A 17,931-nucleotide genomic window follows, 5' to 3' on the forward strand; every position below is an offset into this window, starting at 1 on the left:
TCAGCCCTTTCTTTAGTTAAAGAACAATACATCGTCTCGATAGTTTTGTTTTAAGTCATTTTCTAAATAATTCAAGAAACGATCAAGCATAACAGATGCTTGCGCACGTGTTAACGGTTGATTTGGATTAAACTTACCTGTTACAGGATCACCTGTCATTAAACCTAATTCATTGACGATATATATTCCGTCACGTGAATAGTCTGGAATTTGCGCATCATCAACAAATTTCGTAATATAACCTGGGTCTGGAGCTTTGTTTTCCAGCCCTAATGCACGTACGAATATTGCGGCAGCCTGTGCACGTGTTAATGCGTTGTCTGGCTTGAAATAATCTGATGTTACACCTTTAATAATGCCTTTATTTACGGCTGATTCAATGTATGGGTAATCTTTTACTGTTCGTTTCACATCTTTAAAAACACTTGTTGTTGTCGTTTTCTTGGATTTCTTTTCTTCCATTACACGTAAATCAACAGCCTTACCAATTGCAACCGTAAAGTCAATACGTTTCATTGGTGTATTTGGTGAGAAGAAATTACTTGCATCTGTATAAATACCTAAAGAATATAATTTATCGATTGCGTCTTTCGCATAATGATTCGTTAAATCACGAAATTTAGGAATGATTAAACGTTCAATTGTTGGCATAAATTCTGTATCCAGGTCAACTGTCCCTTTTGCACCAGATGCTAAGTCATATGTGTATTCGGATATAACATCCTTTTCACTTACAACTGCATAACCTCCGTCAAAACTTGCTAGACTAGCTGGATTTTCCTCATAATTTATGACACGAGATTTGCTTGTAGATAAACGATTTTTAACATGACTTGTCGTACCATTGCTATAAGAATAAATAGATTCTGTAATTTGTGTTTCTGTTGCACCCCAGAAGTTTTCATAGCCGACGTGACGACTATCAGTATCCACTGTTACCGTATTTTTTTTGGCATTTCTTCCACTTCCGGTTTGATATGCGTAAGTTTTTCTTGAAATTACATTCCCTGAAAAATAATCAGAGGCTGCACGATTATCTGTCACTGTTCCTTGGGAGAATTGGAAGTCTACCAATGTATAAGTTATATTACCTACAACTATTTTCTCAGAGTATTTTTTTACAATGCCATTCGATGTCTTTTGGCCAATCGTTGCATAATCTACAACATCTGATTCGTAAGCAATATTTCGAGTCAGTGTAGCACCCGTGCTTGCTGTTAATTTTAAGCTATACGTTTCTGTTAATTTTCCTTTTGTTTCTTTTTGGGTAATTTTGATGTCTTTACTAGTACCTTTAAATACGATAGGTGTTCCTGTAATGAACACAGCTTCTTCATATGTATATTCATTTTTTACAGCACCTGTCGTTTCTGCTGAAGCAGCAGAAACATCTACTGAGATATTCGCCACAATAACGAATACTACAAGAAATGCTAACACTATCTTCGATATATGATTTCGCATTCGTTTTTTGTCCCTCTTTTCTAAAATGCCTAGATGTGGCTTTTCTTATAAGTCTAGTACATACATAAAAGACAAGAACCTGCTCACATGCTGCGGGGTAAGTTGCAATCCACTACAGCCGCTTCTTGCTTGGCTTACTTTCCCTCAGGAGTTGCGCAGATTCTTTGTCTTTTCTAAATCATTTACGAGAGATTAAATTACGGCTTAATATTTACGTATAAAGCAACTCTCTAACTTTATTAATCAACTAAAATGAAATGCGCTTTGACAAATCGATCAGATAATACAACTAAACGATCGGAAGGTTTTAAATCCGAAGGTTGAATGACTTTACCTGCTTTGATTAGTGTAGCTTGGTCTATATTCATATCAATCATTTCACCAGCCTCATACCAACGACCATTCTGCCATTGACTAACACTCTTCACATTGATAACGGCTGGATAAGTTGATTTAACCGATTGCAGCTTACCTGCAAGCATTAACGGTGCCACCGGTTTTGCATTGTCTAAAATATGAAGAGCTTGAACATGGCCATCTTTTACATAGAAGTAACCATAATCCCCTTCAGATAAATAAAGCTCAATATCCGGCATAACAGTGTATGTTTTATTACCATCATCAACCTTTGCCTTTGTCGTATTGCTAACTGAAAGTACTACTTTATCTGTATCCTTAAAGACATTCGACTCAATTTTTATTGCATCATCAATTTCGATTAAATAGCCATCTGCTTGAGATAATCGACCATAGTATAAATCGTGCGTTGCTAAGTTTGGTGACATAAAGCTATCACTTGTCACTTGTACAACCTGTGCATAGTGGTCGCGAGCAGCACCGTCGGAAATAACAAACGCAGTCCCGTAAGCTAATAATCCTGTTGGTTCGATTAAACGATTATTACGAATCAAAATTGTTCCGTCATGGAAGTACATTGTGCCGGCTGTTTTTAGCTTTAAGAATTGATAGTTTGTATCAACAGCAAGCATCGGTTCATAGTAAGTGCGTTCATTGTTTTTTAACAGCACAATTTTTTCTATAACTTCTTTGCCAAACTGCTTAACAGTTGCATAATACGCTTCACTGCCAATGTAGTTTTTCAATTGACCTTTTTCAATTTTAGTATTACCTACGTAAATCGGTACTTTTGAAGTAAAATTCATCGTTGTTAAAGCAGTTGTTGTCTGTGCCCCAAATTGCCAGTTCACAAAGGCATGCTGATTTTTTACAGTCAGTTTATTTGCGTTAGCATTAACTGCCTGTATTTCGCCTTTATAAAGATTTTCTACTAAAGTACCAGACTCACTAATATTTACTTTTGTTACGATTGAGGTACTTGTGTTTTTAAGACTCAGCTTTACTCGATCGCCTACATACATTGCACTAATATCAACAGACGATGAGTTTTTTTGATAGCTTGTATCCTTGTTAATATAGTACGTTGTTTCTTGGCCAATGTCTGGCTTCACCATTATGAACATGCCATTAGGATCAATGCTTGTTACTACTCCAGCAATAGTTGTAGCATTTTGTACAACTGTTGTCGTTTCTTCTGAAGTATTGGAAGTACCTCGAAGCTCCACGACATTACGAAGTGAGACTTCTGCTTCTACTTTCATGCCCATCTTAAAGCCCTCAATAGAAGTTTCCGTGTTATTAATATACAGGCGAGTATTATTATTAATGTTGTACGTTACTGTTCTACCGCTCGCATTTTGCAACGTAATTTTACTTAGTGCCTTTTCTATTTCTCCGTTGGTATTCGCATATTCAGAATATGTCACATCCACGAAGGTCCCTGTTACTAACTGTGCAGCTTGTGCAGTTTGTCCTGATGGAAGCCCAAGAGCAAGTAGTAACAAAATCATAAATATGTATGGAATCTTCTTCAACAATTCCCGCCTCCTTAAAAATTTGTTATTTATGAATAGTATATCGTATTATTGGTAGTTTTTCTTATTGAAAAAGTTTCATTTTAACACTATTCTATTTAATTTCGAAATTACTATTAGACATAAAGACAGAGGTAGCTTCCAAATTCAAGCTACCTCGCCATTATCATACTTGAATGTCAATTGTATGTCCGGCTGTTGGATGTGGAGCATCTAACATTTCTACTAACTGCTCGGTATTTTGTTGTTGCATATCCATTGCTTGTTTTGTCACTGCTAAAGATACGTTTTGCATTAGACTTGCTTGATTCATTGCGATAGATAAAGCTGCAATATCCATTTAGTCCACCTCCTATCTAATTTATCGGATAAAGTTTTCGTTCATCAAGTCATTTCCCCGTATTTCTACCAATTTTCATACTGCATCACAAATAAAAGGACTTGTCTCTAGCGCAAAGAAATTAACGCTACATTTGCATATGTAAAATCTGCAAATCTTTGTTCAAGCAATCGTTAATACGAAGACAAATAAAAAACATCTACTGTCCTAAACCTTAGACGCAATAGATGTTTTTTTATTACATTTTATTTTCGATAAGATGCCAAGCTTCTTCAAATCCGATTCCTTTTTCAGAAGAGAACACAACTAAAGGATCATTTCTATCCATATCGAGGGTTTCCTTGACAACTTTCTTATGTTTATCCCATTTACCTTTTGGAATTTTATCTGCCTTCGTAGCAATCACAATACACGGGATATTGTAATGCTTCAAGAAATCATACATCATACAATCATCAGCAGTTGGCGGATGACGTAAATCAACAATTTGAACAACTGCTTTTAATTCCTCACGCCCAGTAATATAGCGCTCAATCATTTTCCCCCATGCTTCACGCTCAGTTTTGGATACTTTCGCATAGCCATAGCCTGGAACATCGACGAAAAAGAGTTGCTCCTCGATTTTATAAAAGTTTAGCGTTTGTGTTTTCCCCGGTTTAGAAGAGATACGTGCTAATGCTTTACGACCAATCATGCGATTGATAAATGATGATTTCCCAACATTGGAACGACCTGCTAATGCAAATTCTGGCAGTCCATCTTCTGGATATTGGTCTGGTCTTACTGCACTTATGACCATTTCGACGTTATGGACTTTCATTTCTTTAAAAACCTCCGTCCAGTGCATATGCTAATACTTCATCAGCAGACGACACTAGTTTAAATGTAAGTTGCTCACGCACACTTTCAGGAATATCTTCAATATCCCGCTCATTATCTTGCGGGCAGATAATTGTCGTTAGTCCTGCTCGATGGGCACTGAGCGTTTTTTCTTTCAAGCCACCGATTGGTAGCACACGACCACGCAGCGTAATTTCACCAGTCATACCAACTTCACGACGAATTGGGCGGTGTAAAATCGCAGAGACAATCGCTGTAGCCATTGTAATGCCAGCAGAAGGTCCATCTTTTGGCACTGCGCCTTCAGGTACGTGAATATGAATATCATGCGTTTCAAAATATTCTGCATCCACTCCAAGATCCTCCATTTTCGTACGTACATAGGATAGGGCTGTTTGCGCTGATTCCTTCATGACATCTCCAAGCTTCCCTGTCAGCTGTATTTTGCCCTTGCCAGGAGTTAATGAAACCTCAATTTGTAGCGTATCCCCACCAACAGTAGTATACGCAAGTCCAGTTGCCACTCCGACCTGGTTTTCTTTCTCAGCTTGTCCATAACGGAAACGATGCTTTCCAAGTAAATCCTCTAAGGATTTTGAACTTACCGTCACACGTTTTTTTTCGCCAGAAACAATAATTTTTGCGATTTTACGGCAAAGTGTCGCAATTTGACGTTCCAAACCACGAACCCCTGCTTCACGTGTATAATAACGAATAATATCTAGCACAGCCTCATCTTTTAGAACAACTTGTGTTTTCTTCAGACCATGTTCTTTTAATTGTTTAGGAATTAAATGATTTTTTGTGATTTGTGCTTTTTCAATTTCTGTATAGCCCGCAATCGAAATGATTTCCATACGATCTAGTAATGGTGCAGGAATTGTGCTCAAATCATTGGCAGTTGCAATAAATAACACGTTCGATAAATCATAAGGTTCTTCGATGTAGTGATCGCTAAATGTATTATTTTGTGCAGGGTCTAGAACTTCCAACATCGCGGCTGCAGGATCTCCTCTGAAATCATTAGACATTTTATCAATTTCATCCAATAAGAAAACCGGATTAATAGTACCAGCTTTTTTCATGCCTTGAATAATACGGCCTGGCATGGCACCTACATAAGTGCGTCGATGCCCACGAATTTCTGATTCATCACGAACGCCGCCTAATGAAATTCGAATAAATTTACGATCTAGGCTCTCGGCAATTGAACGTGCTAAAGAGGTTTTACCAACACCAGGAGGTCCAGCTAAACATAAAATTGGTCCGCGTAATGAGTTTCTTAACTGTCGAACCGCCAAATATTCAAGTACACGTTCTTTTACTTTTTCTAAACCATCGTGATCTCGATTTAAAATTTCTTCAGCATGAGCAATATTCATGCGGTCCTCAGTTGCCTTTGTCCACGGTAACGAAACTACCCAATCAATGTAATTACGAATAACGCCACTTTCAGCACTTGCTCCCGGAAGTTTTTCATAACGATCGAGTTCTTTAAGTACTACTTCTTTTGTCGATTCTGGCATACCAGTTTCATCAATACGTTTGCGTAATTCTGCAACCTCGCCTGTTTTTCCTTCACGATCCCCAAGCTCTGTTTGAATAGCTTTCATTTGTTCACGTAGGTAATATTCTTTTTGCGTTCGCTCCATAGATTGCTTCACTTTTGTATTAATTTTCTTTTCTAAATCCAGTACTTCTTGTTCATCATGCAGGCGTATTATTAAATGATCTAAACGCTTTTTTACGGTTAGCATTTCTAATACTTCCTGTTTATCTGCAATTTTAAATGGCAAATGTGACGCAATAATGTCTGCCAAACGGCCTGGCTCTTCAATATCAGTAACTGTATTAATTGTTTCTGTCGTAATTTTATTGGAGGATTTCGCGTATCTTTCGAAATACGTTAACAACGTACGCATTAAAGCCTGTGTTTCAACATCTTTATCAGCAGTTTCTTCCTTGACATCGATATCAACAACAGTATATTTTTCTAACGCTTGGTAGTTCGACCATGTTGCGCGTGCTACACCTTCCACTAAAATACGGAGTGTTCCATTCGGTAATTTTAGCATTTGCTTTACATATGCCATCGTACCAACTGCATATAAATCTTGTTCTTCCGGCTGTTCATCATGCATTTCTTTTTGTGTTACCAATAAAATCAATTGGTCCTCTAACATCGCTTGTTCCAGCGCTGCTACAGAACGATTTCTACCCACATCAATATGTAACACCATTGAGGGGTATACTAAAAGTCCACGTAAAGGCAATAATGGTATATTTGTTGTTTTTTGTATTGTCACCATGCGGGTATTCACCTCCGTCAAAATTTTGTTTACAATCCCGCGCTACTAGTATGTGTCTAAATAATGGATTCACACTATCTAATCAAACGAGCCAAAAATTTCATCTATTTACAGTTGGCTTTATGTATGAATAAAAAGCTGACTGTCGATATGTGCGAATATTGCACAATCGAAGTCAGCTAAGTTACTCTTTATCCCATAACAATAGACAGCCAAGTCTGTTCATTATGCTGAAGTTTTTGTGTCGCTACCTTCATCGAGTTCAGTGCCATCTTCAAGAAGCAATTTCGGTTTTTCTTTATCCGTAATTGTTTTTGCTGTAATGATACATTTTTTCACGTCATCACGTGATGGTAGTTCGTACATTACTTCTAGCATTGTTGACTCAATAATTGAACGAAGACCACGTGCACCTGTTTTACGTTCTATTGCTTCTTTGGCAATTTCTGAAAGGGCACCTTCATCAAACTCAAGCTCAACACCATCTAGCTCAAGCATTTTTTGATATTGCTTCGCTAGCGCATTTTTTGGCTCGGTTAAAATTTGCACAAGCGCAGACTCGTTTAATTGTTCAAGACTCGCAAGTACTGGCAAACGACCAATGAATTCCGGAATAAGACCAAATTTCAGTAAATCCTCTGGAATCAGCTTCGACATTAGTGAACCTTCATCCACTTCTACTTTATTTGGATCTGAACCGAAGCCAATTATTTTCTCACCTTGACGGCGCTTGATAATAGATTCAATACCATCAAATGCTCCACCTACGATGAATAAAATATTTGTTGTATCAATCTGTAAAAATTCTTGGTGTGGATGCTTACGTCCGCCTTGTGGTGGCACACTTGCAACAGTTCCTTCTAAAATTTTCAGAAGTGCTTGTTGAACACCTTCACCAGAAACGTCACGGGTAATTGATGGGTTTTCTGATTTACGAGCAACTTTATCGATTTCATCGATATAAATAATGCCTTTTTCTGCACGTTCAATATCATAGTCTGCAGATTGGATTAATTTTAATAAAATATTTTCTACGTCCTCACCTACATAACCAGCTTCTGTTAGAGAAGTAGCATCCGCAATTGCGAAAGGAACGTTTAATATACGCGCTAATGTTTGAGCTAACAATGTTTTACCGCTACCAGTTGGGCCGATTAACACAATGTTCGATTTTGCTAATTCTACATCATCAATTTTACTATTTGTATTGATACGTTTGTAGTGATTATAAACCGCAACCGCTAAGGCTTTTTTAGCACGCTCTTGTCCAATTACATACTCATTTAAAATCGATAAGATTTCTTTTGGTTTTGGAATATCTTGGAATTCAATCTCTTCCTCAACACCTAGTTCCTCTACAACGATTTCTGAACAAAGCTCGATACATTCATCACAAATATAAACTCCAGGCCCTGCAACTAGTTTACGCACCTGTTCTTGTGGCTTTCCACAAAATGAGCATTTTAAATTGCCTTTTTCATCATTAAATTTGAACAATATGTTTCACCCCTATTCAAGCAACAATCTTACAAGATTATTGAATCATTATCAAATAAATTGACTGCATCAATTACGCTTCTGCATAATTACGTCCATATTTTGAAGCGTGCTTTGACTTGCTAAATCACAACTAGTTAACCTTCACCGTGTAAAATTAAGCTAACATTTAAAAATAACACCCTTCAAAACCCGTAATATCCGCCTGTGGCTTAACTTCATTCAGCAGGGGTTTGTTATTTCATTGCACGGAAAAACCCTTTGATGTCTATTTCCACTAAAAGTGGGTGGACAATCTTGTCTCTTAGTTTAAACGTTTTTAGCACATACAACTTTGTGTATACAATCCGCTTCGAGAACATCTGCTGAATGAAGTTAAAATTTAGCATCGTGTGATAAGTCAAACAACAATACTATGTATAAGAAAAGTGCTAAGGCTTCTTACTTTTCCTAACATAAAATTATGAAGATTCTAAAAAAGAAATAGAAGAAGCTTAGCGTAGACCTAAAATGTATGTGTTATAAAACAAGGCACGGTAAAATGCCGTACCTTGTTTTCTTATAAATTTGCTATCTAGTTACAAAAATCTTATTCCGTAATTTTAGCGTTTTCTACTAAAAATTCAACTGTTTTTTGAATTTTAATGTCATTTTCAAGAACTGCAGTACCGCCTAAAGCGCCAGTAATTTGTTCTTTAGTCATGTTGAATTGAGCAGCCATTTTTTCTAATTCTGCTTCAATGTCAGCTTCAGTAGCTTCAATTTTTTCAGCTTCTGCGATAGCTTCAAGTGTTAACGAAACACGTACACGGCTTTCAGCTTCTTCTTTCATTTGACCACGTAAATCTTCTTCTGTTTGACCAGAGAATTGGTAATAAAGGTCTAAGTTCATACCTTGTGTTTGTAAACGTTGGCCAAACTCTTGTAGCATACGATCAGTTTCAGAGTTAACCATACCAGCTGGTACTTCAAACTCAGCATTTTCTGCGGCTTTTTCCACTAATTCATCACGTAGTGCAGCATCTGATTCTGCTTGTTTTTGTGTAGCAGTTGTTTCTTTAATTTTAGCACGTAATGCTTCTACGCCTTCTACTTCTGGATCTAATTCTTTCGCGAACTCATCGTTTAGTTCTGGAAGAACTTTTGTTTTTACTTCTTTTACAGTTACTTTGAAAGTAGCTTCTTTACCAGCTAATTCTTCAGCGTGGTATTCTTCTGGGAAAGTAACGACTACGTCTTTCGCTTCGCCAGCTTTTAAACCTACAACTTGTTCTTCAAAACCTGGGATGAAAGAACCTGAACCGATTTCTAGTGGATAGTCTTCCCCTTTACCACCTTCAAAAGCTTCTTCGCCTACAAAACCTTCAAAGTCGATAACAGCTGTATCGCCTTCAACAATCGCTTCGTCTTCTTTAATTTCAAGTTCAGCTTTACGTGCTAGTTGTTCTGTGATTTGTGCTTCTACTTCTTCGTCAGTTACTTCAACTGGAAGTTTTGCTACTTCTAGACCTTTATAGTCACCAAGTTTTGGTTCTGGTTTCACAGTTACTTGTGCAGTGAAAGTGAAATCTTGACCATGTACGAAGTTTTCTGTACCAGAGATTTCTGGATAGTCAACTGGCATAATAGCCGCTTCATCGATTGCTTTCGCATATGAATCTGGTACGATGATTTCTAATGCATCTTGGTATAAAGATTCGATACCGAAACGTTGTTCAAACATTTTACGAGGCATTTTACCTTTACGGAAACCTGGTACGTTAATTTGTTTTACAACTTTTTTGAACGCTTGGTCCATCGCTGCGTCTACTGCTGCAGCTGGTACTTCAATTGTAAGAGTACCGATATTACCTTCTTGTTTTTCCCATTTTGCTGACATGTATAAATACCTCCAAATAAATAATCAAGTTTAAAATGTTAGACAATTCATTCGTAACTACGATTTTGACAACCATTTTAGTATATCATAGATGCGTATAGTTTCAACTTATTTCATACTTCCTGTAGTTCTGTTAGTTTTTCTAACATTTGTAAATAGTCGATGATGTCATAGTCCATTTCCTGTACTTTACCGAGCATCGTTTGTACAAAATCGATGTAACTATAAGCAATATCATCCGTTTCGAATGGATGCCATTCAAACGGATACGTCACAATGGCATGCTTTGCCATTAAATATTGTACCATTTCTAGCGTCGATGGGTCTTGTTCTAATTTACTCTCAATAATCTTTTTCACTTGACCATACTGAGGTAACTGATTAGGCAAAACCAATTCTACAGGATTAATGGTTTTTGTCTGCTCAAACTTTGTGACGTTGAGTTCAATAGATACTTCTTGCTCCACAAGTAATAGTAATGCCAAACTTTGTACAAATGGATGGATATTAGGGCTTTCGATAATGGATTTCAACGCTACTTTTAATTGACGGACGTTTGTATCCATTAAGCGATGCAAAAGAATTGATTGTTCATTTGGCGTTAACGCACTAAAATGAGACAATTCGTACTCTTGTTGTTCGATCATTTGCTGTGTATCTTCTTTTTGCTGAAGATTTCTCGCTACTTCTCTATTCAAGTTTTGTAAACGCTCAAATTTTTCAAGTTGCTCCACTGGCAGTACATTTTCTTCAATGAGCGCAGAAATTAACGCCTCTACTTGATGATACTCCTTTAGCTGCATACATATAGTTATATAGAGTTCCATTACTTCTACATACATTGTAGTACCCATCGCCAGTAACTTCTCACATATTATTTTCGCTTTCACATACGCCTTGATTTCATATAAAGCATACGCATAGGCACTTAACGTTACTTCATCTCCCTCTTCATATAAAAACGCCTTTTCAAAGCACGCTACAGCTTCTTCATATTGATAATTCTCCGCAAAGCTTTGGCCCTCTCGAATTAACGTTTGGGCTGCGCCAGGAAAAACAACAACATTATCATGTTTAATAACATGGCGCTTTCGTTTTGTCATTTTTCTCACCTCTTTACTTAAATTTCTCTGAGCAAGTATTATTATTTTTTTACATATCGCTTATTTTTTTACAAAAATCATTGCTTTTAGATTCATATTTTGTAATAAATTGTATTATGATTAATGATACCCATAAAAAAATACTATTTGCAGGCAACTCTCACCCATTAATTGTCTGCCTCTTAGTAAACAAGTTTGTCACAAGGAGAGGAATATATGCAATTAATGGATACAATCAACGAATTCGATAGTCGCATCTCCCCCGCTTTCGAGGCACTATCTATTAGAGTTACTTCATTTACTACCGCGGATGGCCCGCAACAAGATTATCCAATTGATTTTGATTTTCTCACAAGCACTAAGATAGATATGTACACGCGGGAAGCAATTACACATATCACGAGTATTCGAGGTAGCATTCCTGGTTCCATCTCAGTTGGGCATCAAAACGACACTCTTTTTATTCTTCCCCAAAATGTACACATTGAATGCAGCTATAAGCTTTTACGTATAGATATGAAAGATATGCAACGTATCTTACAGCATCCTCAACCAAACATCCATTATAGTGAGTGGATTATTGAAGCGATTAAAAACGCAAATATTCTTGTGGAATTAAAGACAAATCACAACACCCTCATAGATTGGCCTATTGGGATAAAAGCGGCCTTTATACTATAACTAAGGTAGACATACTTATAATAGGTATGTCTTTTATATTTGTAACAAACCTTATATGAATAGGTCGTTCTTCTTTTGCTGCGCTTCTATCATATCAACTTTCCATAGATTCTGGAATTCCCATGTGTCATTTACTCACTATTTCAATATAAAACATCAACTATCTGATTAAAAACACGGTATAATTTAAATAGACTTATCATTGGGGGCTTTCAATTGGATATTAAAGAAACATTACAAACACTTTCTAGTAAGAGCTTTACTGAGCGCCAAGACTTTCTTGTAAAAGAAGGTGATTGGCTGTTACAACAAACATTGACGCATATAGGTTCAACTAACGCTGAGCTTCGCGACTTTATATATCGCACATTCATAGACATTCTCAGTGATAATTTACTGAGTCCGCAACAATTACAATTTTTGTTTGATACTACGACAAATGAGGATTTTTTATATGCTAACATTGGTGAAAAGTTCACAGATAGTGTATTTATACGTTCATTTTCGGCTTTACTTGTGGCAAATATACTAACAAAGGATGCTGAAATACTTACTTTAAACGACGAAAGTTTACAACCATTCTTTAAACAGATTGGCCGTTATTTATTGTTAGAACAGGATACGCGCGGACACATTGAAGGGAAAGGATGGGCACATAGCATCGCACACGGCGCTGATTTAGCAGCTATAACAATTAAACACCCAAAGTTCGACTTACAGTACGCACCATCTATCCTCCACGCTCTAAAGCTAACTACTTGGAAAGATGTAGTGTATATCAATGATGAGGAAGAACGCTTAGTAAACATTATTGAAGCTTTACTGGATCGTAGCTATTCTGAGGAAGCCATAATGGAGTGGGTAGAACAAGTTTTCGATAAATTTGAAATGCATTTAGTGACACAAGGCTATAACGAAAGCTTTTTTAGCGGACGCACTTGTACATTAAATGTAATGAAAACATTATACTTTGCCTTAAAAATGAATAATCGTGCGCCAAAAATTCAGAACATCATTTATGTTCAAGTCGCAAAATGGTTAAAACTTGGCGCATAATCGTCCTTAGAGCATCCTCATATGTAGGATGCTCTATTATTTTTCAACCAACCATAAAATATACCAATATTTGGTTTTAAATGAAAACATGTAATTATATTAACATAATTAATATTTGCATCCAAATTTATCCTCTTCAGTCATTCCTCATAATGAAGAAATATCCTTTAAGTCCCTCAATACTGTCTTTTTTCATACTCCTTTTTATAAAAAAACACAACTAATTTGCACTGAATGTCTAAGTATGACGCTGATTTTATTACAAAACAACGTCTAAAATGTGAAACGAAACTTTTCACAAAAAAAATGTTTACTTAGCTAAATTTGATAAATCCAGTGTTTTCAACGTTTGCACAGTGTTTATTTTATTAAACAAGAAAATACCAATGGTGAAATAACAATTTTTGTTCAAAAAATGTTCATATTCTTCCCCTATTCGACATTCAAACTATAACAAAATAATTTTTTTCCTGAAGAATCGGGCGTATAATCCAATGTGCAAACAACGACAACTTGTGATTACAGACATCCAATAAATGTCCTTTTGTGGTTGCACAATGCATTGTCATTGCAAACGCTTGCTAGACCAATCAAATACTAGATTTTACGTTTCATATTGAACCATGCCATTGTAAATGCACATGTATTTGAATTGGTACATCAGATAAAAGAGGTGACCTCAATACCTACTATTTGTAAATGTGACTATATACTACACCACATGAATTTTATGAATAGCTGTTTTATAGAAAGGAGTCAAACATGAATAAAAAAATAAGCTTAATGTTTTTAGCATTTGGTGCACTTGCGATTCTAGCTGGTTGTGAACCACTAACAATTTTCGATCCAAAAGGGCCTAATGCCAGAACATTATCAGACACAATTATTTTATCCATTATTACAATGGCCGTTATATTACTAGTCGTGTACGTGCTTTTAGCATTTATGCTAACGAAATATCGTGCATCAAAAGCATCTGCCGATTACGAGCCTCCCCATGAAGAGGGAAGTCATCTGCTAGAAATTACGTGGACAGTTATTCCTATTATTATCGTAGCTTTCTTAGCAGTTGTAACTGTGAAAACGACAAGTACAGTTGAAACAACACCTGAAGGTTATGATAATAAAGAGCCACTTGTAATTTACGCATCTTCTTCGAACTGGAAATGGCATTTCAGCTATCCAGAAGAAGGTATTGAAACAGTGAACTATGTCAATATCCCAACTGACCGTCCAATTGAGTTTAAACTTTACTCATTCGGACCTATTACAAGTTTTTGGATTCCACAATTAGCAGGTCAGAAATACGCTATGAGTGATATGTTGACAACTATTCACCTTGCAGCAGATGAAGTTGGTTCTTTCATGGGTCGTAACTCAAACTTTAGTGGCCGCGGATTTGCGGAAATGGAATTTGAAGCACAATCTATGACACAAGCAGACTTCGACGAATGGGTTACTGATGTAAAAGCGAACGAAAAACCATTAACAGAAGAAAAATTTAATGAGCTTTTAGCAGCTGAGCACGTTGGTCGTTCAAGTTACTCATCTACTCACTTAGAATTTAGTCCTGCACCAATGGAACACGGTGATATGGACATGTCAGACGACGAAATGGATCATGAACAGATGGACCATTCCACTGATTCACATAAAGATTCCGAATCAACACATTCACACTAATTTTCAAATCTGAAAGGAGCGCATCCTATGAGTATGGAAGAAGTATTCCATCCAATGCAAGAACCGATGATTTTAGCGGCAGCTATTAGTATCGTAGTTGGTGCAGTTGCTATCGTAGCAGGCCTTACGTATTTCAAAAAATGGGGCTATTTCTACAAAAACTGGCTATCAACCGTTGACCATAAAAAAATCGGGATTATGTATATCGCCGTTGCACTGTTAATGCTTTTCCGCGGTGGTATTGATGCACTTTTAATGCGTGCACAAACAGCGGTTCCAGATAACGGACTTCTTGATGCACAACATTATAATGAGATTTTTACAACACATGGTTTATTAATGATTTTATTTATGGCAATGCCATTCGTTATTGGTTTAATGAACGTTGTCATTCCACTGCAAATTGGTGCCCGTGACGTTGCCTTCCCACGTCTAAATGCAATTAGCTTCTGGTTATTTGCAGCCGGTGCAGGCTTACTTAACCTATCATTCATCATTGGGGGTTCGCCAGATGCAGGATGGACTGCCTACTTCCCACTTTCTGGTACAGAATTTAGTCCAACTGTCGGGAATAACTACTATTCTTTAGCACTTCAATTATCAGGGATTGGTACGTTAATGACTGGGGTTAACTTCATCACAACGATCATTAAAATGCGTACACCTGGTATGACATTAATGAAAATGCCAATGTTTACTTGGTCAATTTTAATTACAAACGTGATTATCGTATTCGCGTTCCCAGTTTTAACTGTTGCGCTAGCATTAATGATGTTTGACCGTCAATTCGGTACAAAATTCTTCGCCATGCAAGATGGCGGTATGGATATGCTTTGGGCCAACCTATTCTGGGTTTGGGGACATCCAGAGGTTTATATTGTTATCCTACCAGCCTTCGGTATTTTCTCAGAAATCATTGCAACATTTGCACGTAAAAACTTATACGGTTACAAATCAATGGTTATGAGTATGGTTGTTATTTCTTTACTGTCATTCTTAGTTTGGGCCCACCATTTCTATACAATGGGTCACGGCGTTATGGTAAACAGCGTCTTCTCTATTACAACAATGGCGATAGCTGTACCGACCGGGGTTAAAATATTCAACTGGTTGCTCACGATGAGGCACGGGAAGATTCAATTTACAACCCCAATGCTTTATGCACTTGGCTTTATTCCTATCTTCACAATCGGTGGGGTTACAGGGGTAATGCTAGCAATGGCTAGTGCCGACTACCAATATCATAATACGATGTTCTTAGTTGCTCACTTCCACTATGTATTAATTCCAGGTACAGTATTTGGTGTACTTGCAGGTTACCACTACTGGTGGCCAAAAATGTTCGGTTTCCGTTTAAATGAGAAATTAGGTAAATTAGGTTTCTGGTTTATCGCAATTAGCTTCAACGTGACATTCTTCCCTCTATTCATCTTAGGTTTAGATGGTTATGCACGTCGTATGTACACATATTCAGAGTCAACAGGCTTCGGTCCATTAAATATGCTATCTTTCGTGGGCGCACTTGGTCTAGCAGTCGGCTTTGGCTTAATTGTTTATAACATTTACTACAGCTGGAAACATATGCCTCGTAACGAAAAAGCAGATGTGTGGGATGGTCGTTCATTAGAATGGGCAACACATTCTCCAGTACCTGAATACAACTTTGCAGTAGTTCCTACAGTTACACGTTTAGACGAGTTCTGGTTTGCGAAAAAAGAAGGTCGCGATATTACTGCAGGTAAAATTGAAAAAATCCATATGCCTAACAACTCTGGTGCACCGTTCTGGATGAGTGGATTCTTCTTCCTAGCAGCATTCTTCGCTGTATTTAATCAATGGATTCCAGCCATCCTAAGTATGCTTGTTGTATTTGGTTTTATGGCTTATCGTTCATTTGAAAAAGATCATGGTCGTTATATTTCAGTTGAGGAAATTAACGAAACTGAGAAACGTTTGAGAGGTGACAAATAATATGAAAATCGATTCTTCACTTCCATTAGAATATAGTACAGAGGAAAACCGTCTAAAAATCTTTGGTTTCTGGATATTCCTCGGCGCCGAAATCGTGTTATTCGCCACACTCTTTACCGTCTATTTCACGCTTCATAACCGTACAGGTAATGGCCCAACTGGCGCTGAAATTTTCGAGTTAACACCAGTATTATTAGAAACATTTTTACTTTTAGCAAGTAGTTTTACAATTGGTCTTGGCGTACATGCTATGCGTCTTGGCAATAAAAAAGCAATGATGACATTCTTCATCATTACACTTGTGCTTGGTCTTGGTTTCTTAGGTATTGAGATTGATGAATTCGTCACTTATGTACATGAAGGTGCGACAATAACTACAAGTGCATTCTTGTCATCATTAATGACTTTACTTGGTACGCACGGTGCCCACGTAACTTTTGGTTTCTTCTGGGGCTTAGCAATTTTAATCCAAGTAGCAAAACGTGGCTTAAACCCACAAACGGCTAACAAAGCGTTTATCTTCTCACTGTACTGGCATTTCCTAGACGTAGTTTGGATTTTCATCTTCAGCTTCGTCTACTTGAAAGGACTGATTAGCTGATGAAGGAATTATTCCCAAAACAACATGTGATGGGCTTCGGCTTCTCACTATTATTAACACTTGTAGCATTATCTGTTGTGGCATTTGATATGTCCTACACAATGGCATTCGCTATCCTACTAGTGACTGCACTTGCACAAGCAACAGTTCAATTAGTGTTATTCATGCACATCGGTGAATCCGAAGATAAGAAAACGTTATATACAACGATTTTATATTCAGTATTCGTAGGTGTTGTGACAATCCTTGGTACATTATTTGCAATGATCTGGGGTTACTAATGAAAAAAAGCCGAGAAAATGCTTAGCATTTTCTCGGCTTTTTCTTTTCTAAAATAACATTTTCCATTAAACATGATACATATGAAAGGAAGCAGAGCAAATTGACTTCAAGTGTAAATTTATGGATTAATATGCCTAGCTTTAGTACAGGGCGTATCGCCAACAAACAATAACACAACAACGACTAGTGACTTTACTTCTTATTTATTAAACGCTACTGCTTCTCTCTAACAACTTCCACTTCTAACAGCATTGAAGCACTACTACCCGAAGCGTACGAGCAACATAAATCAAGCTCAGCGTCGCTGTATAATTTGTTTGATCATATGAATGG

General features: G+C 37.1%; 14 protein-coding genes. 6 read left to right on the forward strand and 8 right to left on the reverse strand.

The genetic code is table 11. The annotated features are described in order from the left end of the window. Window positions 1–12: 12 nt before the first annotated feature. From C9J31_RS16670 to C9J31_RS16705, 8 genes are all read right to left on the reverse strand, one after another. On the reverse strand, window positions 13–1,464 hold the full coding sequence (locus C9J31_RS16670; protein WP_107923514.1) for an S-layer homology domain-containing protein: 1,452 nt from the start codon (window positions 1,462–1,464) through the stop codon (window positions 13–15). Between the two features lie 239 nt (window positions 1,465–1,703). Further along, a complete protein-coding gene (locus C9J31_RS16675) occupies window positions 1,704–3,359 on the reverse strand; it encodes a hypothetical protein (protein ID WP_244854820.1) in 1,656 nt (551 codons plus the stop codon). Between the two features lie 163 nt (window positions 3,360–3,522). Then, complete coding sequence (locus C9J31_RS16680) at window positions 3,523–3,696, reverse strand: YjfB family protein (protein ID WP_080647677.1); 174 nt, start codon at window positions 3,694–3,696, stop codon at window positions 3,523–3,525. A 238-nt stretch (window positions 3,697–3,934) separates the two neighbouring features. Beyond that, the gene (gene yihA / locus C9J31_RS16685) at window positions 3,935–4,516 is read right to left on the reverse strand and encodes a ribosome biogenesis GTP-binding protein YihA/YsxC (RefSeq protein ID WP_107950629.1); all 582 of its coding nucleotides are present in this window, start codon (window positions 4,514–4,516) and stop codon (window positions 3,935–3,937) included. Window positions 4,517–4,520: 4 nt separating this feature from the next. Next, window positions 4,521–6,845, reverse strand: coding sequence for an endopeptidase La (gene lon / locus C9J31_RS16690; RefSeq protein ID WP_107950630.1), 2,325 nt, complete (start codon window positions 6,843–6,845; stop codon window positions 4,521–4,523). A gap of 225 nt (window positions 6,846–7,070) precedes the next feature. After that, window positions 7,071–8,342, reverse strand: a complete 1,272-nt coding sequence (gene clpX, locus C9J31_RS16695) for an ATP-dependent protease ATP-binding subunit ClpX (RefSeq protein ID WP_107923511.1) — start codon at window positions 8,340–8,342, stop codon at window positions 7,071–7,073. A 589-nt stretch (window positions 8,343–8,931) separates the two neighbouring features. After that, window positions 8,932–10,221: a trigger factor gene (gene tig / locus C9J31_RS16700; protein WP_107923510.1), complete on the reverse strand. Its 1,290-nt coding sequence runs from the start codon at window positions 10,219–10,221 to the stop codon at window positions 8,932–8,934. A gap of 113 nt (window positions 10,222–10,334) precedes the next feature. Next, window positions 10,335–11,324 carry a DUF3196 family protein gene (locus tag C9J31_RS16705; RefSeq protein WP_107950631.1) on the reverse strand — a complete coding sequence of 330 codons (990 nt, stop codon included), beginning with the start codon at window positions 11,322–11,324 and terminating at the stop codon, window positions 10,335–10,337. A 216-nt stretch (window positions 11,325–11,540) separates the two neighbouring features. Between C9J31_RS16705 and C9J31_RS16710 the strand changes: the two genes are divergently transcribed. The 6 genes from C9J31_RS16710 (at window position 11,541) to qoxD (ending at window position 17,597) form a co-directional block, all read left to right on the forward strand. Then, window positions 11,541–12,005, forward strand: coding sequence for a hypothetical protein (locus C9J31_RS16710; RefSeq protein ID WP_107950632.1), 465 nt, complete (start codon window positions 11,541–11,543; stop codon window positions 12,003–12,005). 216 nt (window positions 12,006–12,221) lie between these two features. Next, window positions 12,222–13,061, forward strand: a complete 840-nt coding sequence (locus tag C9J31_RS16715) for a DUF2785 domain-containing protein (RefSeq protein WP_107950633.1) — start codon at window positions 12,222–12,224, stop codon at window positions 13,059–13,061. Window positions 13,062–13,823: 762 nt separating this feature from the next. Then, window positions 13,824–14,744, forward strand: a complete 921-nt coding sequence (gene qoxA, locus C9J31_RS16720; RefSeq protein ID WP_054768070.1) for a cytochrome aa3 quinol oxidase subunit II — start codon at window positions 13,824–13,826, stop codon at window positions 14,742–14,744. A 27-nt stretch (window positions 14,745–14,771) separates the two neighbouring features. Then, window positions 14,772–16,715: a cytochrome aa3 quinol oxidase subunit I gene (gene qoxB, locus C9J31_RS16725; RefSeq protein ID WP_107923508.1), complete on the forward strand. Its 1,944-nt coding sequence runs from the start codon at window positions 14,772–14,774 to the stop codon at window positions 16,713–16,715. A 1-nt stretch (window position 16,716) separates the two neighbouring features. Continuing rightward, on the forward strand, window positions 16,717–17,316 hold the full coding sequence (qoxC, locus tag C9J31_RS16730; RefSeq protein WP_107923507.1) for a cytochrome aa3 quinol oxidase subunit III: 600 nt from the start codon (window positions 16,717–16,719) through the stop codon (window positions 17,314–17,316). Then, a complete protein-coding gene (gene qoxD, locus C9J31_RS16735) occupies window positions 17,316–17,597 on the forward strand; it encodes a cytochrome aa3 quinol oxidase subunit IV (RefSeq protein WP_054768069.1) in 282 nt (93 codons plus the stop codon). The genes qoxC and qoxD overlap by 1 nt, the downstream gene beginning before the upstream one ends. Window positions 17,598–17,931 lie beyond the last annotated feature (334 nt).

Origin of the sequence: Lysinibacillus parviboronicapiens, from assembly GCF_003049605.2 — a bacterium.
Lineage (GTDB): Bacteria > Bacillota > Bacilli > Bacillales_A > Planococcaceae > Lysinibacillus > Lysinibacillus parviboronicapiens.